This is a genomic window from Vulgatibacter sp., from assembly GCF_041687135.1.
Classification (GTDB): Bacteria; Myxococcota; Myxococcia; order Myxococcales; family Vulgatibacteraceae; genus JAWLCN01.
This window is the reverse complement of sequence record NZ_JAWLCN010000012.1, coordinates 119,171-144,455: the sequence shown is the minus strand read 5'-3', so window position 1 is coordinate 144,455 and position 25,285 is coordinate 119,171. Positions and strand designations below refer to the sequence as shown.

Below are 25,285 nucleotides of genomic sequence, written 5' to 3'. Positions count from 1 at the left end.
CGTAGCACCTCAACCAACCGAACCGCCGGATGCGGACCCGCACGTCCGGTGGTGTGGGAGGGGACCGGCAGCAGAAAACTGCCGGCCCCTATCCCGATTGCGGCTCGCTGCTTCAGATGCTGACGACGATGCCCGCGGTGAGGAGGAGGTCGTTCTCCTCGAGCTCCTCGCTGGCGGGCTGCGCGTCGTAGCGGTGGGTGAAAGCGACCTTGAGGGCCAACCCCTCGACGATCCCCGCGGCGATGTAGGCGGTGTCGTTGAAGACGAAGTTCTCGGTGTCGACGAAGTCCTGGATCACTTCGATCTGCACGCCGACGTTGGTGCCGCGGCGGAAGGAGTGCTCGTAGGCGAGGGCGGCGCGGCCTGCGACGATGTCCCGGCTCTCCTCTTCGAGGACCGTTCCCGGCTCGGCGTTGGGCGGCAGGACGAAGTCCTCGCGGGCGGCGTAGGCGCCGAGCTCGAAGGTCAGCTTGTCCAGCAGGAGATCGTCCTTCGCGGGGTCGCGGTTCTCGACGAGCAGGTAGCTGGCGCCGAGCTGTCCGGAGTAGCGGTAGTCGAGGGCGGCGAAGACGTCGCGCTCGATCCCCGCTGCGGCGAAGGCGGAGAGCCTGTCGCTGAGGAAGCGATCGACGCGCTCGAAGAGGCCCCATTTGTTGGCGATCGCCCCCTCGTCGTCCTCCTGGTAGAGCGCGGTGCCGCGGGTCTCGGAGACCCAGCGGTCGGCGAAGACCCAGACCAGCCGCAGGCTGCCGCTGGCGAGGAAGCTCTCGGTGTTGCCGCGGCTCAACGCCGTCGCGAGCTCCGCGGAGAGGGCCACCGGCTCGTCGGTACCCGGGGCGGTCTTTCCGGTGCTGGCGCGCTGCGACCTGGCCCGCTCCTCGATCTCCTCGGGGGTGCCTGCCTGTGCGAGCTGGAAGCTGGAGCCCTGGAAGGCGGCCGCCTGGCCGGGCAGCGCGAGGGCGGCTGCGACGCAGAGAGCGGGCGACAAGATCCTCATGGGTCTGGTAAGTCCTTCCTTTCCCCGGATGGCCGGATCCCACGCGTGAGGCGGGGGCGCCGATCCCCTAGCAGAAAGCGCCCGGTGGCGCAGAGGGAAAGGTCCTTGAGCGATCAGGTGAAGGCTCTCGAGAAGCGGCTCGGGATGCGCCTTGCCGACAGGCAGGCGGCGCAGGCGGCGCTCACGCACAAGAGCTACGTCAACGAGCACCGCGCCGAGGGGATCGCCGACAACGAGCGGCTCGAGTTCCTCGGCGACGCCGTGATCGATCTCGCGGTGAGCCACCGGCTGATGGAGCGCTTCCCGGAGGCAAGGGAAGGCACGCTCTCCAAGCTGCGGGCCTCGATCGTCAACGAGCAGGGGCTGGCCGCCGTCGCTGGGCGGATCGGCCTCGGCGAGCTCCTGCTCCTGGGCCGGGGCGAGGAGATGACCGGCGGCAGGGAGAAGCCGAGCGTCCTCGCCGACGCCCTCGAGGCGGTGGTGGCGGCGATCTACCTCGGCGGCGGCCTGCAGGAGTCCCTCGCCTTCGTCGACCGCTTCCTCGGCGAGGCCCTCGCCCAGCTCGCGGACAGCGGCGTCGACCGGGACTACAAGACCCAGGTGCAGGAGCTGGCGCAGGGCAGGCTGAAGGCCACGCCGCGCTACCGGGTGCTCGAGGAGCATGGTCCCGACCACGCGAAGACCTTCGTGGTCGAGGTCGCGGTGGCGGGAAAGGTCTACGGCCGGGGCGAGGGGCGCTCGAAGAAGGACGCCGAGCAGCTGGCAGCCCGCTCGGCCCTGGAGGCCCTCGGAGAGGAGTTGGCCGGGGGCGAGGCGGGCGAGGGTACGGACGAAGGCTGACAGCCCGCGGCTGCGGCCCCACCTTTCCCTTGCGATTCGCAGGGATGCCCCGCTAGATTGCCGCGCCCGCGCCTCCGCCGCCGGGCTGGAGGGTAAGCGAATGAACGGCGACGAGCTCTTTGCCACCCTCGAGACCAGCATGGGCCCGATCAAGGTCCGGCTGTTTCCGAAGGAGGCGCCGAAGACCGTGGCCAACTTCGTCGGCCTCGCTACCGGCACGAAGGAGTGGACCGATCCGAAGACCGGTGAGAAGGCGAGGCGGCCGCTCTACGACGGCAGCGTCTTCCACCGGGTGATCCCGGAGTTCATGATCCAGGGCGGCGATCCGCTGGGCCGCGGAACGGGCGGACCCGGTTATCGGTTCGAGGACGAGTTCAGCGGCAGGAAGTTCGACAAGCCGGGGCTGCTGGCGATGGCGAACGCGGGACCGGATACCAACGGCTCGCAGTTCTTCATCACCGAGGTTGCGACGCCCTGGCTCAACAACCGCCACACCATCTTCGGCGAGGTCATCGACGGGATGGAGGTGGTGCGTACCATCGCCCGCGTCAGCCGCGGGGCACAGGACCGTCCCGAGCACCCGGTGGTGCTCGAGAGGGTGATCATCTCCGAGAGCCGTCCGTAAGCGGACGCCTGCTCGTGCAAGGGGCGGCCGGCCAATCGGGCGCCTTGGTGAAAGTTTTGGCGAAGAAGCGCAACGCAGCGCCCCATCGGTCGGGCTTCTGCGCGATCATCGGGCGACCGAACGTGGGCAAGAGCACGCTGCTCAACCGCGTGCTGGGAGAGAAGCTCTCCATCGTCAGCCCCAAGCCCCAGACCACACGCAACCGCGTGCTCGGCGTGCTCACGCGCCCCGACCTGCAGGTTGCCTTCCTCGACACCCCCGGCATCCACCGGGCCCGTGGCGGCCTGAACCGCTTCATGGTCGATCAGGCCCTGGGCGCGCTGCCCGAGGTCGATTGCGTCCTCTACCTGATCGAGCCGGGCCTCGTCCGCGACGCCGCGGCGCCCTCCGGCGTGCGGGTGGAGATCGGCGAGGTCAACCAGTTCATCGTCGAGAAGCTCCGCGACGCGGGCAAGCCGGTGATCCTGGGGATCAACAAGATCGACACGCTTCCCAGGCACGAGCTCCTGCCCGTGATCGAGGCCTGGAAGGACGCGCTCCCCTTCGCGGCGATCTTCCCCCTCTCCGCCCTGAAGGGCGAGGGGGTCGAGGCGCTGGTGGACCTCATCGGCGAGCAGCTGCCCGAAGGGCCGGCGCTCTTCCCCGAGGACGTCTTCACCGACGTGGCCGAGCGCTTCCTCGTCTCCGAGTTCGTGCGCGAGCAGATCCTCCGCTCCACCAGGCAGGAGGTGCCCTACAGCACCGCGGTGGTGGTGGAGAGCTTCGACGAGGCGGAGCGCGAACGGGAGGGCAGGGGGCTGGTGCGCATCTTCTCCCGCATCTATGTCGAGCGGGATTCGCAGAAGGCGATCATCATCGGCAAGCGCGGGGAGATGCTGAAGAAGATCGGGACCGCCTCGCGCCTGGAGATCGAAAGACTCCTCGGCTGCAAGGTGTTCCTCTCCCTCGAAGTGACGGTGGAACCGCGCTGGAGCGAGCGCGAGGACGCGCTGCGGCGCCTGGGGTATTCGAGTTGAACGTCGAGAAGAGCAAGCCCGTGGTGGCGATCGTGGGCAGGCCCAACGTGGGCAAGTCCACCCTGTTCAACCGCATCGTCGGCAGGCGCATCGCCATCGTCGAGGATCTTCCCGGCGTGACCCGCGACCGGAACTACTTCGACGCCGAGCACGACGGCCGCGAGTTCATCCTCGTGGATACCGGCGGCTTCGAGCCCGACGCGGAGGATCGGCTGATCCAGCAGGTCCGCGATCAGGCCCGGCTCGCGGTGGACGAGGCGCAGGTGGTGGTCCTCGTGGTGGACGGCGTCGCCGGCCCCACCGGCGTCGACGAGGAGATCGCGGCGATGCTGCGCAAGAGCGGCAAGCCGCTCTTCCTCGCCGTGAACAAGATCGACTCCTGGAAGCGCGAGGAGGAGGGCTTCCTGGCGGAGTTCTATTCGCTCGGCCTCGAGCGGGTCTATCCCGTCTCCGGCGAGCACGGCCGCGGCGTGAGCGACATGCTCGACGCGGTGATCGGCGCGCTGCCCGAGCCGCTGCCTCCCGAGCCGGAGGAAGGCGAGGAGGGCGAGGAGCCCGAGAACCGGCCGATTCGCCTCGCGATCATCGGTCGCCCCAACGTGGGCAAGAGCACCCTCGTCAACTCGCTCATCGGCGAGGAGCGTTTCGTCACCTCGCCGGTGGCGGGCACCACCCGCGATCCGGTCGACGCCACGCTCTCGCACAAGGGGCGCGACTTCGTGATCACCGACACCGCCGGCATCCGGCGCAAGCGGTCGATCGCGGCGAAGGTCGAGGCCTACTCGGTGCTCCGTTCGCTCAAGGCGGCGGAGGCCTCGGACGTGGTGGTGATGCTCCTCGACGCCACCGAGTTCGCGGTGGAGCAGGACGCGAAGATCGCCGGTCTCGCCGAGGAGCAGGGCAAGCCGCTCCTCGTGGTGGTCAACAAGTGGGACCAGATCGAGCAGAGCCCGCAGAAGCTGGAGGAGTTCAAGGAGAACCTCGTCTGGCGGATGCCCTTCCTCGCCTACTGCCCGGTGATCTTCACCTCCGCGCTGACCGGCGAGCGGGTGAAGGCGGTGCTCACCGAGGCGGGCAAGCTCTTCGAGCAGGCCTCGAGCCGCGTGCCGACGCCGATGCTCAACAAGCTCCTCGAGGAGATCTCCAACCACCACGGCCTGCCGGTTGTCCGCGGCGCCCGTGCCCGGGTCTACTACATCACCCAGGTCGGCATCCGCCCGCCGACCTTCGTGATCCAGACCAACCGGCCGGACCTGATCCCGCCCGAGTACAAGCGCTACGTCTCCAACCGGCTGCGCTCGGTCTTCGGGCTGCAGGTGCCGATGCGGCTCGTCTTCAAGAAGAAGGCATCGCTCCGCGCCGCGCCGAAGAAGCAGATCCGCCCCTCGCTGGCGAAGTCCTCGCCCCGGCTGAAGAGCGCGCGCCGCAAGCCGCAGCGGCGCAGGTAGCTTTCGGGCCACCTCCTGGCTCCCGACGCGAAGCCGCGGTCCCTTCCCGGGCCGCGGCTTCTTGCGCTTCAGAGCACCGAGGCGGTGAGGCCGAAGGTGAGGCTGCTGAAGTAGGGGAAGACGGTGGCCTGCTGGTGGCCGGTGTAGGTCGCCTGCCCCGAGAAGGCCCAGCGCTCGGAGAAGGCCCACTCGACGCCCACCTCGAAGACCGTGCCCCAATCCCAGCCCGCGCCGTCCACGTGGATCAGCGCCGCGCCGCCGCCGAGGTAGGGGGCGAGCGGCGCCCGGTCGAGGCGGACGTCGAGGGTGAGGGGGATCATCGTCGAGACCTGCTCGCGGCCCTCGAAGGGCTGACGCAGGTGGGAGAGGGCGACGTTGGCGAGGAAGCGGTCGCCGAGCTGGGTGCGGAGGCGGACGAGGCCTGCGGGGCCGAGCAGCTCGTCGGGGAAGGCGTTGTACCAGGCGATGCCACCTTCGACCCCGAGGCGCAGGGGGCTCTCGGGGGCTGCGGCCGCGGGCAGGGCAGCGAGCAGGATCGGGGTGGCGGCGAGGAGGCGCATCGGGGGCGGATGGGAACAGAGGGGTGCGCCCCGCGTCAAGCGCCTCCAGGCCCGGCGAAAGCCGCGATTTCCACCGCCGGCGCGGCCCGAACTGCGTTGACCTTCCATCAGGCTTTCTCTACGGTTGCGCGGATTTCTCCCCCTCGCGCGGCTCCCCTGGGCCGCGCGCCCCGGAGGCAACTTGGCCGACAAGCTCAGCAAGCGCGATCTGCAGGGTCCCGACAAATTCCAGAAGGAGGCCACCGGCTTCTTCGACTGGATGCACGACCACCCGAAGGAGGTCGCCATCGGCGGCGGCGCGCTGCTGGTGGTGATCCTGATCATCGGCCTGGCCTTCGGCGGCGGCGAGCGCCGGCCGGCGGGCAACGAGGCGGGTTCGGATCTCTCCGCGGCGCTGGAGCTCGTCGACCGGCCGGTCGGCGGCGAGGCTGCCGGCGGGGAGCAGCCCTTCGCCTCCGAGCAGGAGAAGCAGCAGGCGATCGTGACGGCGCTCACCGAGGTGCGCACCGAGCACGCGGGGAGCACCACCGCCATCGCTGCAGCGCTGCCCCTCGGCGACGCGAAGTTCAAGCTCGGCCAGTACGACGAGGCGCTCGCGCTCTACGACGAGTATCTCGAGAAGGCCGATCGCCAGGCGCAGCTCCGCTTCCTCGCCCTCGAGGGCCGGGCGCTCACCCTCGAGGCGCAGGGCAAGCTCGACGAGGCCACCCAGGCATGGCAGCGCTTCGGAGAGGAGGCGCCGTCGTACAAGGACCGCGCCCTCTACGGGAAGGGCCGGCTCCTCGAGAAGCAGCAGAAGTGGGACGAGGCCCGGGCTTCCTACCAGGAGATCCAGAAGGACTTCGGCGCAGGCGCCGTGGCCCGCCTCGCCACCGAGCGGCTCACCCAGCTCAACCGCCTGCACCCGCCGGCCAACCCGCCTGCAGCGGCTGCCGCCAACGAAGGGCAGTGATCCATGGGCGTCGGTCTGCGCACGTTCGCAGCGGGGTTGTCGCTCGCCGCCGCGCTGGTGGCGACCGGCGCCAGCGCGCAGCGCGTCCCCTTCGCCTACGGGCGCAGGGCCGATCCGCTGCTCGAGTCGCGCTTCAAGGTCTTCGAGATCGATTGGCGGCAGCAGCTGGTGGAGCGCGGGCTCCTCGAGTACGAGCCCCGGGAGATCGCAGGCCCCGCCGTCGACGACCTCACCGGTGAGATCGTCGTCGCCACCCGCGACGGCGTGGTCCGCCTCCTCACCCCGACCGGCAGGGAGATCTGGCGGACGTCGATCGGGGCCGCTGCCACCGGGACGCCGCTCCTGACCGACGAGGCGATCTACCTGGGCGGCGCCGATGGCTCGCTCCACGCGGTGGCGCGCTTCGACGGCGCGGTGCTCTGGTCGACCTTCGTCGCCGCCGAGGTGCTGGAGAAGCCGGTGGTCGACGGTGGCCTCGTCTTCGTCGGCACCGACCACGACGCGGTCCACGCCCTGGACGAGCGGACCGGCGAGTCCCGCTGGGTCTACCGGCGCGACACCGGCAGCACCTTGAGCGTTCGCGGCGGTACCGGCGTCTCCATCGGCGCCGGTCGCCTCTACGCCGGGTTCTCGGATGGCGCGGTGGTGGCGCTCTCCCCGGAGGACGGGCGCCTGCTCTGGCAGTCGCAGCTCGCCCGCAGCGACATCGACAAATTCCCCGACTCGGATGCGGTCCCCGTCTACCGGGAAGGCACGCTCTACGTCACCGTCTACAACGAGGGCACCTGGGCCCTCGACGCGGAGAACGGCAAACCCCGCTGGCAGGCCGATACCCGCGGCGCCACCTCGCTCACCCTCGACGACGACCTGCTCTTCGTCGGGGGCGCCGACGCCTGGGCGCTCCACGCCGGCACCGGCGCGGTGGTCTGGACCATCGATCTCGGCAAGGGCTGGACCACACAGCCGCTGGTGGTGAAGAAGCTGGTGGTGCTCTCGGGCGATCCGGGGATGATGTTCGTCGAGCGCAGCACCGGCAGGCCACTTCGGGTCTTCGACCCGGGTTCCGAATTCGCTTCGGCGCCGGCGGCCCGGGGCAGCGAGATCTACGCGCTCTCCAACCTCGGCTACTTCTACGCGCTGCGCACGGCCCTCAAGCCATGAAGAAGCGCGTCCGGGTGGTGGCTGCGCTCTTCACGCGCGGCGACACGGTCCTCGTGCAGCAGCGGCCGCCCGACAAGAGCCGGGCCCTGCTCTGGGAGTTTCCCGGCGGCAAGGTGGAGGCCGGCGAGGCGGACGAGGCGGCGCTGGCCCGGGAATGTGCCGAGGAACTCGGCGTTTCCGTCTCCGTGGGCGAGCGGCTGTGGAGCGTGGTGCACGAATATGCCGACCTCGCGGTGGAGCTGGTGCTCTACCGCGCGGCGATGGCGGCTGACGCGGTGCCCCAGCCACACGAGGCCCACCAGCTCGCCTGGGTGGAGCGCGCGCGGCTGCCGGGGATGGAGTTCTGTGAAGCGGACGTGCCGCTGCTCCCGAGGCTGGCTGCGGGAGAGTTCGCCTAGGTGATCACGGCGACGTTCCGCGGCATGCCGGGCATCGGTCCCTCCCGGGAGCGGGAGCTCTGGGAGAAGGGCTTCCGGAGCTGGGACGATCTGCCTGCGGACGGGCCGATCCTCTCGCCGAAGCTCGACGCCAGGCTCCGCGGCGCGGTGAACGAGGCGAAGGAGCTGCTCGCCCGCCGGGACCTCGCCGGGCTCGCGCGGGTGCTGCCGGTGAACGAGCGCTGGCGTCTCTGGCCCCGGTTCACCAGCGAGACCTGCTTCCTCGACATCGAGACCGACGGCGACTCGGAGACGGTAACCGCGATCGCGCTCTACTGCGAGAAGGGGCCGCAGGCCTTCGTTCGCGGGGTGAACCTCGAGGCCTTTCCGCGAGCCTTCGCCGGCTACGGGATCGTGGTCACCTTCAACGGCGCCTCCTTCGATCTGCCGGTGCTCGGGCGCGCCTTCCCGCAGCTGGTGCGGCCGCCGATCCACGTCGATCTGCGCTTCGTCTACCAGCGTCTCGGGGAGCGCGGCGGCCTCAAGGCGCTGGAGAAGCGGATGGGGCTGACCCGGCCCGGCGAGGTCGAGGGGGTCGACGGCTGGGAGGCGGTGCGGCTCTGGCGGCGGTGGACCGCTACCCGGGACGCGAACGCGCTCTGCAGGCTGGTGGAGTACAACCTCTACGACGCGATCCAGCTCCGGCCGCTGCTCGAGCTGGCCTACAACCGCATGGTCGACGAGAGCGGGCTGGAGCTGCCGCGCTGCGAGGTGTGGCAGCGGGGCGAGGTGCTCTACGACGTGAGCCGCATCCTGCTCGATCTGCGGGGCCGGTACCGGTAGTCGCGCCGGGTGGTTTTCACCCGATCCTGCCCGTGCGTGGAGCAACCCCCTTGCCGCAGACCGGAAGATCGCGGATAGTCCTGCTCGCTTGAAGTTGAGAATGCATTGCAGATACAGAGTGCATGACGGGCACGTCGCGTGAGAACGGGCGTCCACGCCCGAGCGAGAGACAGATGGAAATCGTCTTCTTCCTCAAGAACCTCCTCGTCGCCTCCGGCACCGCCTGGGTGCTCTGGCTCCTCGTCGCGCTCTCGGTGGGCAGCGTCGGCGTCATCGTGGAGCGCGCCCTCGTCTTCCGTGCGCGCAGCGCCGATCTGCGGGCCCTCACCGGCGCCCTCGACGCGGCGCTCGCCCGCGGCGCCACGACGGAGGCCCAAGGGCTCCTCGAGCGGGAGCCCTCGCTCGCGGCGCGGGTGGCCATCGCCGGCCTGCGCCTCGCCGACCACGGCGCGGAGGCGGCGCATCGCGGGATGGAGAGCGCGATGGCGGTGGAGCGCGCGGTCCTCGACAAGCGCCTCGCCTACCTCGGCACCCTCGGGAACAACGCCCCCTTCGTCGGCCTCTTCGGCACGGTGATCGGCGTGATCCTCGCCTTCGACGCCCTCGGGACCGAGGGCGCCGCCGGCGCCGCTGCAGGGCAGGCCGCCTCCGCCGCGGTGATGGCGGCGATCGCCGAGGCGCTGGTCGCCACCGCGGTGGGCATCGCGGTGGCCCTGCCGGCGGTGGCTGCCTACAACTACTTCCAGCGCCGGATCGCCTGCATGGTCGGGGACGCGGAGGCGCTCACCAAGCTGGTGCTCGCCTACCTGAGCTCGGAGCGGGTCACCCTCGCCGAGGTGCGGCAGCAGCGGCGGGAGGTCGCCTGACATGGCCGGCGGCGGACCACAGCGCGACGGGATCATCGAGGGGATCAATGTCACGCCCCTCGTCGACATCACCCTGGTGCTGCTGATCATCTTCATCGTCACGGCGAAGATGGTGGTGCAGCCCGCGGTGCCGCTCGATCTCCCGCAGGCGAAGCAAGGCGAGGAACTGCAGACGATCTTCGCGGTGACCCTGGCGAAGGACGGAACGCTCCTCGTCGACGGCGAGCCCGCCCGGGACGAGACGCTGCTCGATCGGGCGAAGGCGGCGCTCGCTGCGACCCCCGAGTTGCGGGCGGTGATCCAGGCAGACGGCGACGTACCGCACCGGCGGGTGATCGGCGTTCTCGACCGCCTCAAGGAGGCGGGGATCGTCCGGGTGGCATTCGGCACCTCGTGGCCGGAGGAGGGGGGCGCCGGTGGCGGAATCTGAGCCGAGCATCGGCGCGGTGGCCCTGCCGCCCTCCCGTGCAGGGGCGGGGCGGCGTCGCGGCGTCGCCGTGGCGGCGACCGTCGGCATCCACGGGCTCCTCGCCTGCGGGCTGGTGCTGGCGCCTGCACGCGGGGAGAGCGTGGTCGAGCGCAAGTCGCAGCCGCTCCACGTGGTGGAGATCGCCGCCGCGCCTCCCCCGCCTCCTCCGCCACCTGCGCCGGAGGTGGCGCCAGAGCCGGAGCCCGTGCGGCCGGCGCCGAAGGCTGCGGTGCGCGCGCCTGCGCCTGCGTCTGCGCCAGCGCCGACACCAGCGGCAGCGCCTGCGCCGGGCCCGGTCGCCCCGGCACAGGCCGGCAAGGTGGTGGCTGCAGCTGACGAACCCGAGATCCTCGACTTCACCGGCTTCGACATCGCATCGGGCGAGGGCCAGGCCTACGTCGGCGGCGTGACCGCGTCCGCCGGGACCAACACGGTCGCGGCGCGGGGAGATGTGGTGGCGCCCGGCGGCGCGGTCGGGGTGGGGACCGGCGGCGCCCGCAGCCGCGCGCGCTCGGTGCAGCTGCCGGGGCGCAACTGGGATTGCCCGTGGCCCGACGACGCCCGTGCGGTCCGTGCGGTGGCGCAGGAGGTGCTGCTTCGGGCGGTGGTGCGGCCCGACGGAACCGCCGTCTCGGTGGAGATCCTCTCGGAGCCGGGGAACGGCTTCGGTGAAGCGGCCCGGCGCTGCGCGCAGGCCGCCCGCTTCGAGCCGGCCCTCGATGCAGCGGGAGAGCCGGTGCTGGCGAGCTCGCCGCCGATCCGCGTCCGATTCACTCGCTGACGTTGCCGGGGGCGATCAGCCTTCGACGTCGGAGAGGGTGCAGTGGACCGCGTCGTCGATGCACTCGCAGCGGCAGGCGCCGCTCTCGACGGGGCCGGTGAAGCCTTCGCAGCCGCGGCAGGCGATGCCTGCCTCGCAGGCGGCGGGCATCGTCTCCGGGGTGAGGTTGCACGTGCGGTTGCCGGCCTCGTCGCAGGCCTCGCCCGGGAGCATCCAGAAGGGATCGCAGGCGCAGTTCGCGTCGATGCAGCTGGGATCGTCGATCGCCAGGGTGCCGGGTTCGCAGACCCACGCGCCGTCGATGCAGACGTCGGGCAGGACCACGTCGGCGCAGCAGGTGGCGAAGCAGCGCTGGCGCGGTCCGGCAGGATCACACGACTCGCCGATGGCGCCTCCACTTCCGCCTCCGCCTCCGGCCTCGCCGCCGCCGACGTCTCCACCGGCGCCGCCGCTACCGCCAGCAGCGGTAGCGATCGGACCGGCATACACCGGGACCTCGACAAAAACCTTCCGTTCGACGACCCGCTCGCCGCAGCCAGCAAGAAGCAGGGCGGCGGCGAGGAGGCCTGCAGGGCGGAGCGCGAGGCGGCCCATCGTTTCCCCCGATGCGTAGGTGAAGGGGGACGATACGACAGGTGCGCTGCGGTTGTCAGGGGGCGGGGGCGCCGGCAGCGCCGTCGCTCGGCGCGGCGACGCTGAAGCGGAAGTCGCGGGGGGCCCAGGCCTGATCCTCGATGTCGCGGGGGAAGTTCTCCCGGGCGTCGTCGACGAGGATCCGGTAGCTCGCCCCCGGCTCGAGGGGCTCGTTCGGCGCAAGGCGGATGGTGGTCCCCTGGCCGATGGCGATCTCGTCGGCGGAGGGGACGAGGCGATCGCGCTCGTCGAAGAGGCGCACCCGCAGCGTGCGGAAGGCCCGCGGGGAGGTGAGCTCCAGCCGTGCGTCCGGCGGCACGTTCTCGGTGGTGCCCTCGGCGGCGATGGAGGCGCGGTTGCCCGCGGGGTCGACCGCTGCTGCCTCGAAGGGCGCCTCCACCGGCTCCGGCGGCGGCGTGGGGGCGGCAACCCCCGCTCCCCCCTGTCCCATGGCGCCGCCGCCCCCCTGCTGCGCTTCCGGCGCGACAGGCTCCGTCTTGCAACCGGCGCTGCAGGCGAGGGCGATGAGGAGGGGCAGGAGGTGGCGCTTCGGCATGGGGCGGATCCGCTCGGGCAATGGTGGAGAAGCGCTTGGTCTACCACGCATCGGCGGGAGCGGCAGCTCCCGCCGGATCGAGGCGCGGGTCAGATGATGATCCCGCCGCCCGAGGTGCCGCCGCCACCGCCGAGCCCACCGCCACCGGCGCCGCCGCCCAGAGGACCACCGGCGCCACCGGGGCCCGCACCGCCGCCAGGGGGCTGCTGGGTCATGCGCTGCACCAGCTGCTTGAGGATGTCGAGATCCTGCTGCGCCTCCAGGTTGCGGCCGAGGGCCTTGAGCGTCGCCGCCCGGCGCTGGAGGCTGACCAGCAGCCCCTGGATCAGCTGCGGCGGCGCGCCGCGCTGGAGTAGCTGCTGGGTCATGTTGATGATCGCCGTCTGATCGGCGAGCGCCTCCTCGTGCTTGCCCAGGGCGCCGGCGATCCGCTCCCGCAGATCGAGGGCCATCATCACCCGCTGGAGCACGTCGAGGCGGCCGGGCTGCGCCTGCGCGAGCCGATCCCAGGTCTCGACGATCTGGTTGGCGTCCTCGAAGGCGAGGTCGTTGCGGCCTAGGAGGTGGAGCACGAGCGCCCGCTCGGTCGCGGCCTCGAGGAGCTCCTCGACGCTGGTGAGATCGCCGCCCTGGTCTGCCAGGGTCTGGGCCAGCGCTGCCCACCGCTCCGCCGCGACGAAGGCCTCGTCGAGCTTGCTGCCGCTGCGCGCCGCCTGGGTGAGGTGGCGGAGCGTGCTCCGCAGGAGCGCCGCGCCTTCCTGGTCGCCTTCCTTCGCGTGCAGCTCGACGAAGGCCACCGTCTCCTGGAGCGTGGCGATCCCCTCGTCGACCTTGTTCTGCTGGAGGAGCACCTGGCCCCGGCGCGAGCGGGCCTCCGCCGCAGCGGCGAGATGGGTGCCGTCGCCACCGACGACGAGCTGGTCGTAGCTCGCCACCACCTCGTCGAGCTCGGCGAGGGCCTCGTCGGTGTTGCCCAGCGCTGCCCGGGTAAGCGCGCGGTTGGAGCGCACGGAAGCGAGGCGGTCCGGCTGCTCGGGCTGGAAGGCGCGAACCGCGTCCACCGCCCGATCCTCGACGGCGAGGGCCTCCTCCGCCTTCTCCGCGGCGAAGAGGGTGCCGCTCAGCACGGAGAGTGCCTTGAGCAGGCGGTCGAGGTTCTCGACGCTCGCCTCCTGGCGGAGCGCCGCCTCCTGCTCGCCGACGACCCGGCGAATCTGCGCGATCGCCCGGGCCGCCTGCCCGGTGGCGGCGACGACCTGGGTCTCGGAGAGGGCCTGGTCGAGGGCCTCGTCCTTGCGGCCGAGGGAGGCGAGCTGCTCCCGGAGCTTCTCGCCCACGTCGACGAAATGCTCGACGAGATCGTCGCGCCCGGCGCCGAGCACCAGCTGGGCGAGGAGGGTGGCGGCCGCCTGGCGATCCTCGAGGGCTTCGTCGTGCTGGCCGAGGCCGGCGAAGGTCTCTGCCCGGTCGCGGTAGATCGAGGCCAGCGCCTGCAGGCTCGCCACGGTGGGTTCGCTCTCCGCCTGCTGCCGCAGCTCCTCCACCTTGCTCGTCTGTCGCTCGAGAATCGCCTGCAGATCCGCCATTTCCTACCTCCACGTTGAAGCGGGAGATAGAGCACGGCGACGGCCCGCGGTCGACCGTGAATTGGCCCCGAGGGGCCCTCGCGCCAGTCCGGAGCGACAGGCGGCGAACGTCATGGACGTGGCGTGCGCGCCGCCGCTGCGCTAGGACGATCGGAGCACGGAGGCTCGAAAACCATGGCTGCAGCGAACGAGTGGGTCGGCGGGATCATCGCCTCGACGGGAGATGTGGTGGAGGAGGGTGCCGCCTTCCGCCCGTCGGTCGCGGTCTGGCTCGACGTGAAGAACGATCAGCTCCTCGCCACCGAGCTCTGCAGGCCGGAGCATGCAGCCGCGGCGCTTGCCGGCGCCCTGCAGAAGGCGCTGGAGCGGAGCGAGGGGCGCCCCGCCGCGCTGCGCGTCGCCGAGGAGGCCTGGGTCGACGCGGTGCGGGCCGCAGCCGGCGGGCCGGTCTCGATCGCGGTGGGGCCCACGCCGGAGCTCGGGCCCCTCGAGGAGAACCTCGCCGCCTTCCTCGCCGAGGGGCCGCAGATGCCGGGCTACACCGCGGAGGGGACGATCCCGCCGGAGCGGGTGGAGCGGCTCTTCCGTGCGGCGCGGCGCTTCTTCCAGGCGCAGCCCTGGAAGGTCGCCGCCGAGGAGGAGGTCTTCGCGGTCGACGTGCCCGAGCTGGGGATCGAGGGCGGCTGCCTCATCGTCATCGGCGCGCAGGAGGAGGCCCGCGGCTTCACCCTCTTCCCCGACGTCGACACCTACCTCGCCTTCGTGGAGGCGGTCTCCGAGGAGGAGGGCCTGCCGGTCGGCCCCTTCCTCCACCTCGGCTTCGAGCAGGAGCAGGATCTCGGCCCGACGATGCGCGCGGAGCTGCAGCGGTACGGCTGGAAGGCGGCGGCGCCGGGTGCGGTGCCGGCGCTCCTCGCCCTCGACGAAGACGGCCTCACCCGCGAGCTCGAGGAACTCGACCACGTCCTCGCCACGGCGCTCGCCGAGGCGGTGGTCGATCTGGTCGAGAAGCACCCCGAGTTGCCGGAGGAGGCGGACGAGACCAGCAGCCACGACGGTCTCCCCGAGGTGCGCCTGCAGCTTCCGCATCCGGAGATCGACTCCCTGGACGAGGTGATCGTCTACGGTTTCCTCGAGGAGGAGGAGGCGCAGGGGCGCGATCTCGAGCTGGCGGAGTCGGTGGCGGTCCACGCCCTCGACTTCAAGGAGGCGAGCGAGGCGGATCCGGTGGCCTGGAGCCCAGCCGAGGTGGAGGAGTTCCTCCTCGTCTACGTGCCGAAGAAGGTGAGCTACAGCGAGGAGGAGCTGCTCCTGCTCCCCCGCGTCTTCGGCCGCTTCCTCCGCTTCCTCGGCGAGAGCTTCGAGGTGATGGACGAGAAGCGGATCCGCCGCCTCCTCGATCACGTCGACGAGCTGCTCGGCCGCTTCCGCCTCGCCATCGGCGATCCCTCCCGGTGGGCGCCTGCCAAGCGGCTGGCGATGCTCGCCCACCAGCGCGGCGTCGATCTCACCGATCGCGAGGCGATGGCCGGGCTTGTGAACGAGATGAACGCGCAGCAGCTGCCCAGCGTGCGGCTGGCGCCGAAGGTGGGCCGCAACGACCCCTGTCCGTGCGGCAGCGGCAAGAAGCACAAGAAGTGCTGCGGGGCCTGAAAGACCTGCGGGTCCCGCCTGGGCGGGACCCGGTAGAAGCGGGCGGTCAGTGCACCACGCCGCCGCCGAGGCGCTGCGCCTCTTGCAGATCGGCCTGGGCCTTATCGAGGTTGCCCAGGGCGCGGTGGGTGGCGGCCCGGTGCTGGAGCGTCATCGCGAGGCCCTGCTGGAGCTGCGGCGCGGCGCCCATCCGCAGCATGCGGCGGAAGGTGTCGACGATGCGGCTCTGATCGACGAGGGCCTCGTCGTGGCGGCCCAGCGCGGAGAGGGCGCGCTCGCGGACGTCGAGCCCCATGAGGACCCGCTGCTCCAACTCGGGGCGCTCGGACTGCTGGCCCGCCAGCTGCTCCCAGGCCGAGACGAGGTTGCCGGCATCGAGCAGCGCGAGGTCGTGGCGTCCGGTCTCGTGGAGGAGGACGGCGCGGTCGTAGGCCGCCTCGAGCATCTCCTCGACGTTCTCCATGGTGCTGTTTGCCTCGGCCTGCGTCTGCGCCAGGGCGCACCAGGTGTTGGTGTGCTGCAGGGCCTCGTCGAGCTGGCCGGCGGCCCTTGCGGCGGACGCGCGCTTGCGGGCGATGGAGCGGAGCTGGGCAGAGACCTCCGCGTCGTCGGCAAAGGGCTCGGCCAGGGTCGCCACCCGCTGCAGCGCCGCCACCGCCTCGTCGGCCCGTCCCTGCTCGAAGAGCAGATCGGCCAGGGCGTTGTGGGCCCGCACCGTGCCGCCGACGGTGTCGGCGTCGGGCAGGGAGGCGAGCATCTCGTCGTACGCGCCGATCACCTCGAGGAGCTCGGCCTGCGCCTCGTCGGTGCGGCCGAGGGCGCCGAGGGTGAGGGCGCGGTTGGTGCGGAGCGCGCAGAGGAAGGGCTCCTGCCCCGCGCCGAAGGAGGCCACCGCCACCACCGATTCGTTCTCGGTGGCGAGGGCCTCGTCGAGCCGCTGCAGCGCGTAGAGGATCCCCGCGCGGATCGTCGCCGCCTGCACGTAGAACTCGAGCGCCTCCTCGGTGCGCGTCGCCTCGAGGGCGGCCTTCGCCTCGGCGACGATCGGATCGACCTGCCGCAGGGCCTGCTCGCCCTCGCCGAGCTGGGAGAGGAGCTGCGCCTCGCCGAGGGCCTGGACCGACGCCTCCTGCCCGCGCCCCTGGCGCTGCAGGAAGGTGCGCAGCCGCTCGCCGGCGCTGCGCATCCGCGGGACGAGATCGACCCTGCCGGCGCCGGCGACGATCTGGGTGAGGAGCGAGGTGGCGAGCTGCTGATCGCCGATCGCCTCGTCGGTGCGACCGAGGGCAGCCAGGGTCTCGCCGCGCTCGAAGGCGATCGAGGCCAGCGCGTCGAGGGAGGCGACGGTGGGCTCGCTCTCCGCCTGGCGCTGCAATTCGTTCATCCGGCTGGTCTGGCGCGCGAGGGTTGCGTCGAGTTCCTGCATCGTTTCCTGCCTGTGGAAGATGGGACGGCCGGATCTGCCCGGCTGCCGATGCGGGCAACGTAGCCGCTGGGGCCGGCGAGGGCGAGGGAAGAGGCGGGCCGGGCTCGTGCTGCGATGGGGCGCAGGGCCGCTCGAGGCGCCGCGGGCAGAGAAGCGCCCGTGTTCCGTCGGCGCACGGGACCGTTCCGCAGGGGAGCGATCGACCGCGAAAAAGGGTGGGCAAGCGCCTTGCATCTCCGCGATCCATGCGCGACCGCAACGAAGTCGATCTCCACGCGAGGCCCGGCTGGATGCTGCTGCTGGTGGCCGGCCTCCTCGCCTGCAGCGCGGCCGACGAGCCAGCCGCGCCCGGCCTGCACGGGCCCCTGGTCTTCGCGGCGGTGGAGGGCGACGGCGTGGTGGCGGTGGTGGACGGCGCTGGCGAGCTGCTCGCTCGCATCGATCTCGCGAGCGACGTGGATGGCATGCCGATCGCCTACTTCCCCCACAACGTGCAGGGCGCGCCAGACGGGCAGATGGTCTGGGCCACCGCCCATCCCGGCGGGCATGCGGGAATGGGAAGCATGCCGATGCAGCCGGATCAGCTGATCGGGATCGACGTGGCGAGGCTCTCGGTCGTGCGCCGGATCCCGCTCGGGGTCGGCGCCCACGCAGCGCACGTGGTGATCGATGGCGGCACCGCCTGGGTGACGGCCTGGGGCCTCGACGCGCTGCTGGAGATCGATCTCGCGGCGGCGCGGGTCGTGCGCACCGTCGCGCTGCCGGTCGGGGCCGGGCCGCATGGCACGCGGCTGGCGCCGGACGGCAGCCGTCTCTTCGTCGCCGGGATGGGGATCGAAGGTGCGCTGCTCGTGGTCGACGCAGCCAGCGGATCGGTGGAGCGCCATCCGTTACCGGCGCCGGCGGTGCAGGTGGCGGTGCTGCCCGACGGGAGCGCCGCCTTCGCCACCCTGGCAGCCACGGCGCAGGTGGCGCGGCTCGATCGGGGGACGTCGGCGCTCACGCTCCTCGACCTGCCTCCAGGCGCAGCGGGCCCTGCCCAGATCTATCCGTCGCCAGCGGGGGATTCGGTCTGGGTGGCCGAGCAGGGGGTGCTCCTCCCCGGCGCAGCGGGCCACCGGGCCTGGGAGATCGACGCCGGGAGCGGCGCGCTCCTGCGCACCGTCGAATTGGCGGAGGGGCCGCACGGCATCGTGGTGGAGCACGGCGGCGCACGGGCCTGGACCACGAGCGCCGCGGCGGGGCTGGTGCAGTCCTTCGATACGGCCACCGGCACGGTGGGGAGCAGCACCTTCGTGGGCAGCGGGCCGAACGGGATCACCTGCGTCCACCCCGGCGGCGCCATGCCTTGAGGTCCGGCGGAGCGGTCGCCCGATTTCCGGGCGGCCTGGCTCTTTGGTCGTTAGTTGAGAATGAGAATGCAGAGCGATTGCTCGCAGGAGGCATCGTGTTGATCGCCGCTCTGGCAGGTATCGGCGCCGGCGCAGCCCACGCGCTCGCAGGTCCGGATCACGTCTTGAGCCTCGCGCCGCTCGCCGTCGGCCGCCGGGATGCGTGGCGGGTGGGGCTGCGGTGGGGGCTCGGGCATGGCGCCGGCACCCTCTGCTGGGCCGTCGCGCTCCTGGCGTCGATCTCGGCGACAAGGCTGCAGGGGATGGACCGGTGGGCCGAAGCAGCAGCCGGCCTGGCGCTGGTGGCGATGGGGATCGTCGGCCTGCGGCGGCGCCGGGCGCACGAGCCCGGCCCTGCACCGCGGGGGATCTTCGTCGTGGGCCTCGTGCACGGGGCGAGCGGCGGCTCCGCGCTGCTCCTGCTGTTGCCGGCGGTGGTGGCGGGCTCGGGGATCCACACCGCCAACTACCTGGCCGGCTTCGTGGCGGGCAGCACCGTGGCGATGACGGCGCTCACCGCCTCGCTGGCGCGGCTCTCGATGGCAGGCGGGCGGAGCGCGCGGGTGATGGCGCGCGCCGGGCGGATGGCCTCGCTCGCATCGCTCGCCCTGGGCGCCTTCTGGATCGGTCGCGGCGTCGTGGGCTGACGGCATGGGCGTGCCGCCAGCCCGGGAGGCGATCAGGCGGCGCGGTAGTGGTCGACCATCTTGTAGCGCTTGGCGTAGAGGCCGAAGGCGACGGCGGCGAGGAAGGCGAAGCCCGCGAAGAAGAACATCTGGAAGGCGGTGAGGCCGATGCCGGTGGAGGCGATGGCGCTCTCGACCGCCTCGTTGCGCACGGCGCCGTTCACCAGCAACACCCAGAGGTTGCCGACGGTGACCGAGAGGGTCCAGAAGCTCATCAGCACGCCCTTCATCTTCGCCGGCGCCTGGCTGTAGGCGAACTCGAGGCCGGTGGCGGAGACGAGCACCTCGGCAAAGGTGAGGAGAACATAGGGGATCGTCTGCCAGAGGATCGAGAGGTTCGCGCCGCCGTCGATGGCGAGCTGCACGCCGCCGATCACCACCCACGACACGCCGGAGAAGGCGATGCCCGCGGTCATCCGGCGCAGCGGCGTGACCTGCAGGCCGAAGCGGGTCAGGGCAGGGTAGAGCACAAGGTTGTTGAAGGGGATGAGCGCCATCACCAGCAGCGGGTTGAGCGCCTGGATCTGGGAGGCGTTCTTGAACCACGACCAGCCCGGCAGCTCCATCTCGCGGGCCTGGAGGATCCAGGTGGAGGCCTTCTGATCGAAGAGCGACCAGAAGGGCGTCACCAGGGCAAAGAGCACCAGCAGGCGCAGGACCGCGCGCACGCCCTCGATGTCCTCGTCGGGGTGGATGCCCTTCGCGCGGTCGAGCTGCATGAGGGTGCCGCCGCCGACCGCGGCGAGGATGAGCACCAGCGCGAGGCAGATCGCGGTGACGATCCCGCCCAGGAGCTCGTAGGCACCGAGCGATCCGACGCCGAGGACGAGGCCGAAGGCAGAGAGCACGAGACCGGGGCGTCCTGCGCCGCTGCGGGTGGCGAAGAGCGCGGTCCGGATCACGTTGGTGACCGAGTGCGGATCGGCAGCGACCGGCGGCACGTTCACGTAGCGGTGGCGACCCATCCAGAAGATCACCGTGGCGATGAACATCAGCAGGCCGGGGATGCCGAAGGCGATCGACGGGCCCCAGATCTCGAGGGTGAGCGGGATGAGGAGCGACGCGAAGAACGAGCCGAAGTTGATGATCCAGTAGAAGGCGTCGAAGACCACGCGGGCGAGGTGCTTGTTCGACTGGTCGAATTGATCGCCGACGAACGCCGAGACGCAGGGCTTGATGCCGCCGGAGCCCAGCGCGATGAGGAAGAGGCCGGTGTAGAAGCCGGTCTTGCTGCCCTCGAAGATCGCCAGGCACGCATGGCCCACGCAGTAGACGAGGCTGAGCCAGAGGATGGTGCGGTACTTCCCGAACCAGCGATCGGCGAGCCAGCCGCCGAGCAAGGGGAAGAAGTAGACGCCCATCACGAAGATGTGGAAGACGTCCTTCGCCTCCGCCTGGCGGGCCTGCTCGTCGGCGGTGCCCATGAGCAGCCAGCCCACGAGGAACGCGGTGAGGATGTTCCGCATCCCGTAGAAGCTGAAGCGCTCGCACGCCTCGTTGCCGATGATGAACGGGATCTGCCGCGGCAGGCTGCCGGCGGACGCCTGCGCCTCGGGACGGGCGATGGGTGTGCTCATGCGACTTGCATAGCCGGTATTGCCAGCGCGGCCAAGCGTCGTGCGCCTGCTCGGGAGCTGGGATCACAGTGGATGCTGCCGCGAGCGGTGGCACCCCTTGTGGCCCCTTGCCCGGTGCCGGCCAGGGGGGCTTCGTGCCCGCGGCGGAGCGGATCGCCGTCTTCGACAACGACGGGACGCTCTGGGTGGAGGAGCCCCATCCCACCCAGCTCGCCATCGTCGTCGATCGCGTCTGGGTGCTGGCGCCGCAGCATCCGGCGTGGCAGCAGCGCCAGCCGTACAAGGGCGTCCTCGAGGGCGACCTCGAGGCGGCGATGTCGGCGGGCGAGAAGCGGCTGCTCGAGCTCCTGGGCTACCTGCGCGCGAACGGCTTTGCGACCTTCATCGTCTCCGGCGGCGGCCTGGGCTTCATGCGGCCCTGGACCGAGGCGGTCTACGGCATTCCGCCGGAGCAGGTGATCGGGCGGCGGCCGATCTTCGCCGCCGGCAACTCGGACGGCGACTACGAGATGCTCGAGTGGACGACGTCGCAGCCCGGGGCGCGGCTGGGGATCCTGGTGCACCAGACGGATGCCGCCCGCGAATATGCCTACGACCGGGAGAGCGGGCTCAACACGCTCGAGCGCGGGCTCGAAGCGGCGCCGGAGAAGGGCTGGGTCGTGGTCGACATGAAGGAGGACTGGAAGACGATCTTCGGATGGGAACGGGCAGGGCGCTGAAGGGTGGTGGCGCGCGTCAAGCGAGCGCGAGGCGGACCTTCGCGGGAAGCGCCGGCGGATCGGAGAGGGACCGCAGCCGGTCCACCGTGGTCGTCCGGCCCTCGGTGCGATCGAGCACCATCGACGAGAGCGCGGGAACCACGCCTCGCCGCACGCACGACAGAGCGTCGCCGGCACACGGGCCGAGAATCTCGTCGAACCGACGGAACGCTCGAGCTCCGTTTCGCCCGGTTCCACGGGGCCGCCGCCGCAGGTCGCGCAACGTTCCATTCGAAGACTCCTCAGAAGACCGTGACGATCAACAGCTCGTGTTCCAGCACGACGATGACAACCAGGTCGTCCCCATCCCGGTCGGGGCCACGGATCCGAAACCTACCGGCACCTTCAGCGCGTCAAACCGGTCCCGAGAGATTCGCTGGCGGGTCTGACATTGGGCACGTCGCCCGGCAGCTTGCTTGGTCGGCGCTGTCGGCTCCCGCATGATCGCAAAGCACCTGCAGCGACATCGTTGCGGCATCTCGATTGCGGAGGGGACCATGCACCGGGTTGGGCTGGCGTGGCTGCTGGGAACGCTGGGTTTGATCGGCTGCGGGGATTCGGAGCCGAGAGCGAGTGGCTGCCCCGACAGGAGCCACGAGGGCTGCGCGGCGAGCGTCTGCTTCAGTGAGCTGGTGGTCGCGCTTGAACGTGCCGAGCCGTGGGCCAGCGGGATCCATTCCGTCACGCTGCAGGCCGACGGGCAGCCGATCCACTGTGACATCGATCTGGCTGGAGGGCCCCGGCAGGAAGCCGGCCCTCCGTACCTGGGTGTTTGTGATGCGCGGTACTGGAGGTTCGAGGCGGGCGCGTCCTGTCCGCAGCCGACGTGCGAACCGGAAGGGCCGCTCTATGTGCGCGCCACAATCGCCGAACCAATGGGCGGACCACTGCTTGCGGGCATGCCGCAGCGAATCGAGTTGGTCCTGGATGGTCCCGAGGGGCTCCGTTCGACGCACGCAATCGAGCCCACGTACAGCTGCAGCGAAAATTGCCCGCCGTGCCGCAACGCCCGTGTGCGGCTTGCCGCTGGCGGTGGCTGATCCGGCGCGACCCGAGGAGCGAGGTGGTCGCGAGGATTCGTGGTCCCGAAGCGCGGGTGGCCGAGCGGTCGTTCGCGCTGTCGTATCCGCTCTGCGACGACACCGGATGCTTTGCCTGCGACGTGGAGACGGTGGTGCCGTGAACCCAAGGCCCGGGGGGCCGCCGCAGGCCCCCTCGTCCCCATATACGAAGGTTCTGCTAAGGGACGTTATGTAAACTCACTGCGAACGGAAATCGGCCCTCGTTCCAGCTGCTTGCGCCCCGCTGCTACGAGCGCTGGTTCCGCGGCAGCGCGGGCCGCTACAACGGCACCGGCCGGGGCCTCGCGATCTCGCGGGGGATCGTCGAGGCCCACGGCGGCAGGATCCGGGTGGAGAGCGAGCCAGGCAGGGGGAGCACCTTCGGGTTCACCCTGCCCGCCGCCTGATCACGCGTGGGCCACGCCCTCGCGCACGCCGCACGCCATGTTGGCGGGAACCGCCTCGTGGATCTTCTTCGGGAGGGCGAGCTTGAGGTTCCGCATCAGGTCCACGAACTCGGCCTGCGTCCTGTGGGCGAGGCGCGGGTTGTGCTCGCGCTCCTCGAGCACGCTCGAGACCGTGTGGCCCTTGTAGTCGTGGGCCGGGTAGACCAGCGTCTCCGGCGGCAGCTGGAAGAGCTTGCCGGTGACCGAATCGTAGAGCGCCTCGGCGCTGCCGCTCTGGAAGTCGGTGCGGCCGCAGCCGCGGACGAGGAGCGTGTCACCGGTGAAGACGCGGCCCTCGCCGACGTAGCTCACACAGGCGTCGGTGTGGCCGGGGGTCTCGAGGACCCGCAGCGTGTACTTGCCGAAGCGGATCTCGTCGCCCTCCTTCACCTCGACGTCGGCGCAGGGGACCTTCGCGATGGCGGGTACCACCGTGCGCGATCCGAGGCGCTCGCGGAGCGCGCCGCCGCCGGTGACGTGGTCGGCGTGGACGTGGGTCTCCACGGTGTAGAGCAGCCGCAGGCCCAACTCTCCGATCACCTTCACGTCACGTTCGACCTGCTCGATCACCGGATCGATCAGGATCGCCTCGCGGGTCTCCTCGTCGGCGAGCAGGTAGGTGTAGCTGGAAGTCTCGTTGTCGAAGAGCTGCCGGAAAAGCATCGTGTCTTCCTCCTTGGCGGGTGAGAGCCCACCGGCCGGAGAAAGGATTCGCACCACGCCGGAACGCCTTAGCCCTGGCGTTCCGCCAGGAAGCGATCGAGCGAATCGGCGAACGCATGGGGCGCGTCGAGGTGGAGGTAGTGGCTCACGCCCTCGAGCAACTGGTGGCGGATGCCGAGGACGCGCTGCAGCGCGTCCGGGCTCGAGCCCAGCGGGCCTGCCAGCACGAAGACAGGGCCGCCGAAGGCGCGCAGGGCCTCGATCGCCCGGAAGCTGCCGAGGTCGCGGAACGAGCGCACGATCGCCTCCCGCGGCGTGGCCCAGAGCGCCTCGAGGACCTCGCGCCGGGTCTCGTGGCTGGCGCCGACGAGGAGCTGTTCCCAGTAGGGGCCGACCATCGCCTCGTAATTGGTCTCCAGCTCGGTGAGGAAATGGTCGACCTGGGCCTGGGGATAGAGGCTCGGATCGCTGCCGGGATCCTCGAGGAAGAGGCCGGCGCAGCGCGCCGGCGCCCGCCCCGCCGCGGCGATCGCCACCATCGCGCCGAGGCTGTGCCCGACGAAGACGGCGCGCTCGATCCCCCGGCCATCGAGGATGGCGAGCAGATCGCCCGCCTGCGCCTCGACCGAATGGTCGCCGTCCGCCGGCAGCTCGGAGCCGCCGTGGCCGCGCAGATCCCAGGCCAGCGCCCTGCGGCTCCGCTGCAGGTGGGCGAGGGCCCGGGCCCACTGGCCGAGGTGGCCGCCGAGCGAGTGGGCGAAGATCACGGGGAGGCCGCCCTCCCCTCCGTCGTCGAGCCGAAGGGTCCCTGCGGGGCCCTGCATGGTGGTGAGCATGGGCAGGAGCAAAGCAGCCTGCGCTTCGAGCGGCAATCGGAACGCGAGGGCCCCGAAGGGCCGGGACTCAACCCGCCGCGACGAGGGCCTGGTGCAGCCCGACGCCGGCCAACACGCCGTCGGCAGCGGCGAGCATCACGTTGCTCGGGAAGTGGGCCGCATCGCCCGCTGCGTAGACACCGGGGACGGAGGTCTGCTTCTGCGCGTCCGTGTGCAGGAGCGGCCCGATCGGCGTCTCGTCGAAGGCGCAGCCCAAAGCATCGGCCAGCGGGCTCGCCATCCGCGCCCGGGTGGCGACGAAGAGCGCACGTGCCTTCACGCTGCTGCCATCCTCGAGAAGCACGGCCTCGAGTTCCCGCCCCGGGCCCTCGACCCCGGCGACCAGCCGCTCCTCGATCCGCACGTTGCGACGCGCGAGGAGCGCGCGCGCCTCCTCGTCGAGGTCGACGATGCCGTTGGGGAAGAAGGTGATCGTCCCCCAATCGGCAAGGAGCGCGGCGTGGTGCACGGAGGCGGGCATCGTGCCCAGGACGCCGATCGCTCCGCCGCCGACCTCGTAGCCGTGGCAATAGGGGCAGTGGAGCACGGAGCTGCCCCATCGCTCGGCGAGGCCGGGGAGCTCGGGCAGCTCGTCCACGATCCCGGTGGCGAGGAGCACCTTGCGCCCCCGGGCTGCGGCGCCGTCCTCCGTCTCCACCACGAACGCACCGTCCGCCCCCGAGATGGCCACCACCCGCCCCTGCGCCAGCGTCGCCGTCGGATAGGCGGCGAGCTGCCGGCGCGCGTCGGCGAGGATCGCCCCGCCCGGTCGACCGTCCTGGGCGAGGACGCCGTGGGAGCGCTCGGCGAAGCGGTTGCGGGGCGCGCCCGCGTCGATGACGAGCACCGCGCGGCGGGCCCTGGCGAGCATCATCGCCGCCGAAAGGCCGGCGAAGCTTCCTCCGATCACGATCGCGTCCTGCAGCATGGCTCCTCCTCCTTGCCGGGCGATGCCCCGGCATCCATTCATGACGCTCCTTAAGTTACGAGAGACCCTACCGCCGTCAAGGCGATCTCGTAACTCCTTTTGTGTCGTGCT

Annotated in this window: 28 protein-coding genes; 17 read left to right on the top strand and 11 right to left on the bottom strand. The window is 71.2% G+C overall.

Going from position 1 to position 25,285, the window contains the following annotated elements; all coding sequences use genetic code 11:
• Positions 1-112 precede the first annotated feature (112 nt).
• A complete protein-coding gene (locus ACESMR_RS21245; RefSeq protein ID WP_373049134.1) occupies positions 113-997 on the bottom strand; it encodes a DUF481 domain-containing protein in 885 nt (294 codons plus the stop codon).
• Positions 998-1,102: 105 nt separating this feature from the next.
• Between ACESMR_RS21245 and rnc the strand changes: the two genes are divergently transcribed.
• The 4 genes from rnc (at position 1,103) to der (ending at position 4,926) form a co-directional block, all read left to right on the top strand.
• Positions 1,103-1,837: a ribonuclease III gene (gene rnc, locus ACESMR_RS21240; protein WP_373049133.1), complete on the top strand. Its 735-nt coding sequence runs from the start codon at positions 1,103-1,105 to the stop codon at positions 1,835-1,837.
• A 100-nt stretch (positions 1,838-1,937) separates the two neighbouring features.
• Positions 1,938-2,462, top strand: a complete 525-nt coding sequence (locus ACESMR_RS21235; RefSeq protein WP_373049132.1) for a peptidylprolyl isomerase — start codon at positions 1,938-1,940, stop codon at positions 2,460-2,462.
• 56 nt (positions 2,463-2,518) lie between these two features.
• The gene (era, locus tag ACESMR_RS21230) at positions 2,519-3,478 is read left to right on the top strand and encodes a GTPase Era (protein ID WP_373049131.1); all 960 of its coding nucleotides are present in this window, start codon (positions 2,519-2,521) and stop codon (positions 3,476-3,478) included.
• On the top strand, positions 3,475-4,926 hold the full coding sequence (der, locus tag ACESMR_RS21225; protein ID WP_373049130.1) for a ribosome biogenesis GTPase Der: 1,452 nt from the start codon (positions 3,475-3,477) through the stop codon (positions 4,924-4,926). The genes era and der overlap by 4 nt, the downstream gene beginning before the upstream one ends.
• A gap of 68 nt (positions 4,927-4,994) precedes the next feature.
• Here the strand turns inward: der and ACESMR_RS21220 are convergent, their stop codons facing one another.
• Positions 4,995-5,486 (bottom strand): outer membrane beta-barrel protein, encoded by a 492-nt coding sequence (locus ACESMR_RS21220; RefSeq protein WP_373049129.1) that lies wholly within the window; start codon positions 5,484-5,486, stop codon positions 4,995-4,997.
• Between the two features lie 181 nt (positions 5,487-5,667).
• Between ACESMR_RS21220 and ACESMR_RS21215 the strand changes: the two genes are divergently transcribed.
• The 7 genes from ACESMR_RS21215 (at position 5,668) to ACESMR_RS21185 (ending at position 10,935) form a co-directional block, all read left to right on the top strand.
• On the top strand, positions 5,668-6,438 hold the full coding sequence (locus tag ACESMR_RS21215; RefSeq protein WP_373049128.1) for a tetratricopeptide repeat protein: 771 nt from the start codon (positions 5,668-5,670) through the stop codon (positions 6,436-6,438).
• A 3-nt stretch (positions 6,439-6,441) separates the two neighbouring features.
• On the top strand, positions 6,442-7,599 hold the full coding sequence (locus tag ACESMR_RS21210) for a PQQ-binding-like beta-propeller repeat protein (protein ID WP_373049127.1): 1,158 nt from the start codon (positions 6,442-6,444) through the stop codon (positions 7,597-7,599).
• Complete coding sequence (locus ACESMR_RS21205) at positions 7,596-7,997, top strand: (deoxy)nucleoside triphosphate pyrophosphohydrolase (protein ID WP_373049126.1); 402 nt, start codon at positions 7,596-7,598, stop codon at positions 7,995-7,997. The genes ACESMR_RS21210 and ACESMR_RS21205 overlap by 4 nt, the downstream gene beginning before the upstream one ends.
• The gene (locus ACESMR_RS21200; protein WP_373049125.1) at positions 7,998-8,819 is read left to right on the top strand and encodes a ribonuclease H-like domain-containing protein; all 822 of its coding nucleotides are present in this window, start codon (positions 7,998-8,000) and stop codon (positions 8,817-8,819) included. It abuts the gene before it with no gap.
• A gap of 173 nt (positions 8,820-8,992) precedes the next feature.
• Positions 8,993-9,685: a MotA/TolQ/ExbB proton channel family protein gene (locus ACESMR_RS21195; RefSeq protein ID WP_373049124.1), complete on the top strand. Its 693-nt coding sequence runs from the start codon at positions 8,993-8,995 to the stop codon at positions 9,683-9,685.
• Between the two features lies 1 nt (position 9,686).
• Complete coding sequence (locus ACESMR_RS21190; protein WP_373049123.1) at positions 9,687-10,115, top strand: ExbD/TolR family protein; 429 nt, start codon at positions 9,687-9,689, stop codon at positions 10,113-10,115.
• The gene (locus tag ACESMR_RS21185) at positions 10,102-10,935 is read left to right on the top strand and encodes a TonB family protein (RefSeq protein WP_373049122.1); all 834 of its coding nucleotides are present in this window, start codon (positions 10,102-10,104) and stop codon (positions 10,933-10,935) included. The genes ACESMR_RS21190 and ACESMR_RS21185 overlap by 14 nt, the downstream gene beginning before the upstream one ends.
• Positions 10,936-10,950: 15 nt before the next feature.
• On the opposite strand, the gene ACESMR_RS21180 is transcribed toward ACESMR_RS21185, so the two are convergent.
• From ACESMR_RS21180 to ACESMR_RS21170, 3 genes are all read right to left on the bottom strand, one after another.
• Positions 10,951-11,529 (bottom strand): hypothetical protein, encoded by a 579-nt coding sequence (locus ACESMR_RS21180; RefSeq protein ID WP_373049121.1) that lies wholly within the window; start codon positions 11,527-11,529, stop codon positions 10,951-10,953.
• Between the two features lie 55 nt (positions 11,530-11,584).
• A complete protein-coding gene (locus ACESMR_RS21175) occupies positions 11,585-12,124 on the bottom strand; it encodes a hypothetical protein (protein ID WP_373049120.1) in 540 nt (179 codons plus the stop codon).
• Positions 12,125-12,213: 89 nt separating this feature from the next.
• Complete coding sequence (locus ACESMR_RS21170; protein ID WP_373049119.1) at positions 12,214-13,710, bottom strand: hypothetical protein; 1,497 nt, start codon at positions 13,708-13,710, stop codon at positions 12,214-12,216.
• Between the two features lie 174 nt (positions 13,711-13,884).
• Here ACESMR_RS21170 and ACESMR_RS21165 point away from each other — a divergent pair, with 174 nt between their 5' ends.
• Positions 13,885-15,363: an SEC-C metal-binding domain-containing protein gene (locus tag ACESMR_RS21165; protein WP_373049118.1), complete on the top strand. Its 1,479-nt coding sequence runs from the start codon at positions 13,885-13,887 to the stop codon at positions 15,361-15,363.
• Between the two features lie 46 nt (positions 15,364-15,409).
• Here ACESMR_RS21165 and ACESMR_RS21160 read toward each other — a convergent pair whose 3' ends face one another.
• Positions 15,410-16,789 (bottom strand): hypothetical protein, encoded by a 1,380-nt coding sequence (locus ACESMR_RS21160; RefSeq protein ID WP_373049117.1) that lies wholly within the window; start codon positions 16,787-16,789, stop codon positions 15,410-15,412.
• A gap of 245 nt (positions 16,790-17,034) precedes the next feature.
• Between ACESMR_RS21160 and ACESMR_RS21155 the strand changes: the two genes are divergently transcribed.
• The gene (locus ACESMR_RS21155; RefSeq protein WP_373049116.1) at positions 17,035-18,141 is read left to right on the top strand and encodes a hypothetical protein; all 1,107 of its coding nucleotides are present in this window, start codon (positions 17,035-17,037) and stop codon (positions 18,139-18,141) included.
• Between the two features lie 95 nt (positions 18,142-18,236).
• Positions 18,237-18,827, top strand: a complete 591-nt coding sequence (locus tag ACESMR_RS21150; protein WP_373049115.1) for a hypothetical protein — start codon at positions 18,237-18,239, stop codon at positions 18,825-18,827.
• 32 nt (positions 18,828-18,859) lie between these two features.
• Here ACESMR_RS21150 and ACESMR_RS21145 read toward each other — a convergent pair whose 3' ends face one another.
• Positions 18,860-20,443: a POT family MFS transporter gene (locus tag ACESMR_RS21145; RefSeq protein WP_373049114.1), complete on the bottom strand. Its 1,584-nt coding sequence runs from the start codon at positions 20,441-20,443 to the stop codon at positions 18,860-18,862.
• A 134-nt stretch (positions 20,444-20,577) separates the two neighbouring features.
• Between ACESMR_RS21145 and ACESMR_RS21140 the strand changes: the two genes are divergently transcribed.
• Positions 20,578-21,162, top strand: coding sequence for a hypothetical protein (locus tag ACESMR_RS21140; protein WP_373049113.1), 585 nt, complete (start codon positions 20,578-20,580; stop codon positions 21,160-21,162).
• A gap of 16 nt (positions 21,163-21,178) precedes the next feature.
• On the opposite strand, the gene ACESMR_RS21135 is transcribed toward ACESMR_RS21140, so the two are convergent.
• On the bottom strand, positions 21,179-21,304 hold the full coding sequence (locus ACESMR_RS21135) for a hypothetical protein (RefSeq protein WP_373049112.1): 126 nt from the start codon (positions 21,302-21,304) through the stop codon (positions 21,179-21,181).
• Positions 21,305-21,641: 337 nt separating this feature from the next.
• On the opposite strand from ACESMR_RS21135, the gene ACESMR_RS21130 reads away from it, so the two are divergent.
• Together ACESMR_RS21130 and ACESMR_RS21125 are read left to right on the top strand one after the other, a co-directional pair.
• The gene (locus tag ACESMR_RS21130) at positions 21,642-22,241 is read left to right on the top strand and encodes a hypothetical protein (protein ID WP_373049111.1); all 600 of its coding nucleotides are present in this window, start codon (positions 21,642-21,644) and stop codon (positions 22,239-22,241) included.
• A 251-nt stretch (positions 22,242-22,492) separates the two neighbouring features.
• Positions 22,493-22,669 (top strand): ATP-binding protein, encoded by a 177-nt coding sequence (locus ACESMR_RS21125; protein WP_373049135.1) that lies wholly within the window; start codon positions 22,493-22,495, stop codon positions 22,667-22,669.
• Here the strand turns inward: ACESMR_RS21125 and ACESMR_RS21120 are convergent, their stop codons facing one another.
• The 3 genes from ACESMR_RS21120 to ACESMR_RS21110 all read right to left on the bottom strand — a co-directional run bounded on the left by ACESMR_RS21120 (position 22,670) and on the right by ACESMR_RS21110 (position 25,174).
• Positions 22,670-23,371: an MBL fold metallo-hydrolase gene (locus ACESMR_RS21120; protein ID WP_373049110.1), complete on the bottom strand. Its 702-nt coding sequence runs from the start codon at positions 23,369-23,371 to the stop codon at positions 22,670-22,672.
• Positions 23,372-23,439: 68 nt separating this feature from the next.
• On the bottom strand, positions 23,440-24,219 hold the full coding sequence (locus tag ACESMR_RS21115; RefSeq protein WP_373049109.1) for an alpha/beta fold hydrolase: 780 nt from the start codon (positions 24,217-24,219) through the stop codon (positions 23,440-23,442).
• 55 nt (positions 24,220-24,274) lie between these two features.
• Positions 24,275-25,174, bottom strand: a complete 900-nt coding sequence (locus ACESMR_RS21110; RefSeq protein WP_373049108.1) for an NAD(P)/FAD-dependent oxidoreductase — start codon at positions 25,172-25,174, stop codon at positions 24,275-24,277.
• Positions 25,175-25,285: the final 111 nt, after the last annotated feature.

Excerpts from the sequence above, each read along its gene's own strand:
- ACESMR_RS21245 (WP_373049134.1), bottom strand. The coding sequence starts at position 997 with ATGAGGATCTTGTCGCCCGCTCTCTGCGTCGCAGCCGCCCTCGCGCTG.
- ACESMR_RS21235 (WP_373049132.1), top strand. The coding sequence starts at position 1,938 with ATGAACGGCGACGAGCTCTTTGCCACCCTCGAGACCAGCATGGGCCCG.
- ACESMR_RS21220 (WP_373049129.1), bottom strand. The coding sequence starts at position 5,486 with ATGCGCCTCCTCGCCGCCACCCCGATCCTGCTCGCTGCCCTGCCCGCG.
- ACESMR_RS21210 (WP_373049127.1), top strand. The coding sequence starts at position 6,442 with ATGGGCGTCGGTCTGCGCACGTTCGCAGCGGGGTTGTCGCTCGCCGCC.
- ACESMR_RS21205 (WP_373049126.1), top strand. The coding sequence starts at position 7,596 with ATGAAGAAGCGCGTCCGGGTGGTGGCTGCGCTCTTCACGCGCGGCGAC.
- ACESMR_RS21195 (WP_373049124.1), top strand. The coding sequence starts at position 8,993 with ATGGAAATCGTCTTCTTCCTCAAGAACCTCCTCGTCGCCTCCGGCACC.
- ACESMR_RS21190 (WP_373049123.1), top strand. The coding sequence starts at position 9,687 with ATGGCCGGCGGCGGACCACAGCGCGACGGGATCATCGAGGGGATCAAT.
- ACESMR_RS21180 (WP_373049121.1), bottom strand. The coding sequence starts at position 11,529 with ATGGGCCGCCTCGCGCTCCGCCCTGCAGGCCTCCTCGCCGCCGCCCTG.
- ACESMR_RS21175 (WP_373049120.1), bottom strand. The coding sequence starts at position 12,124 with ATGCCGAAGCGCCACCTCCTGCCCCTCCTCATCGCCCTCGCCTGCAGC.
- ACESMR_RS21170 (WP_373049119.1), bottom strand. The coding sequence starts at position 13,710 with ATGGCGGATCTGCAGGCGATTCTCGAGCGACAGACGAGCAAGGTGGAG.
- ACESMR_RS21165 (WP_373049118.1), top strand. The coding sequence starts at position 13,885 with ATGGCTGCAGCGAACGAGTGGGTCGGCGGGATCATCGCCTCGACGGGA.
- ACESMR_RS21160 (WP_373049117.1), bottom strand. The coding sequence starts at position 16,789 with ATGCAGGAACTCGACGCAACCCTCGCGCGCCAGACCAGCCGGATGAAC.
- ACESMR_RS21155 (WP_373049116.1), top strand. The coding sequence starts at position 17,035 with ATGCGCGACCGCAACGAAGTCGATCTCCACGCGAGGCCCGGCTGGATG.
- ACESMR_RS21145 (WP_373049114.1), bottom strand. The coding sequence starts at position 20,443 with ATGAGCACACCCATCGCCCGTCCCGAGGCGCAGGCGTCCGCCGGCAGC.
- ACESMR_RS21130 (WP_373049111.1), top strand. The coding sequence starts at position 21,642 with ATGATCGCAAAGCACCTGCAGCGACATCGTTGCGGCATCTCGATTGCG.
- ACESMR_RS21120 (WP_373049110.1), bottom strand. The coding sequence starts at position 23,371 with ATGCTTTTCCGGCAGCTCTTCGACAACGAGACTTCCAGCTACACCTAC.
- ACESMR_RS21110 (WP_373049108.1), bottom strand. The coding sequence starts at position 25,174 with ATGCTGCAGGACGCGATCGTGATCGGAGGAAGCTTCGCCGGCCTTTCG.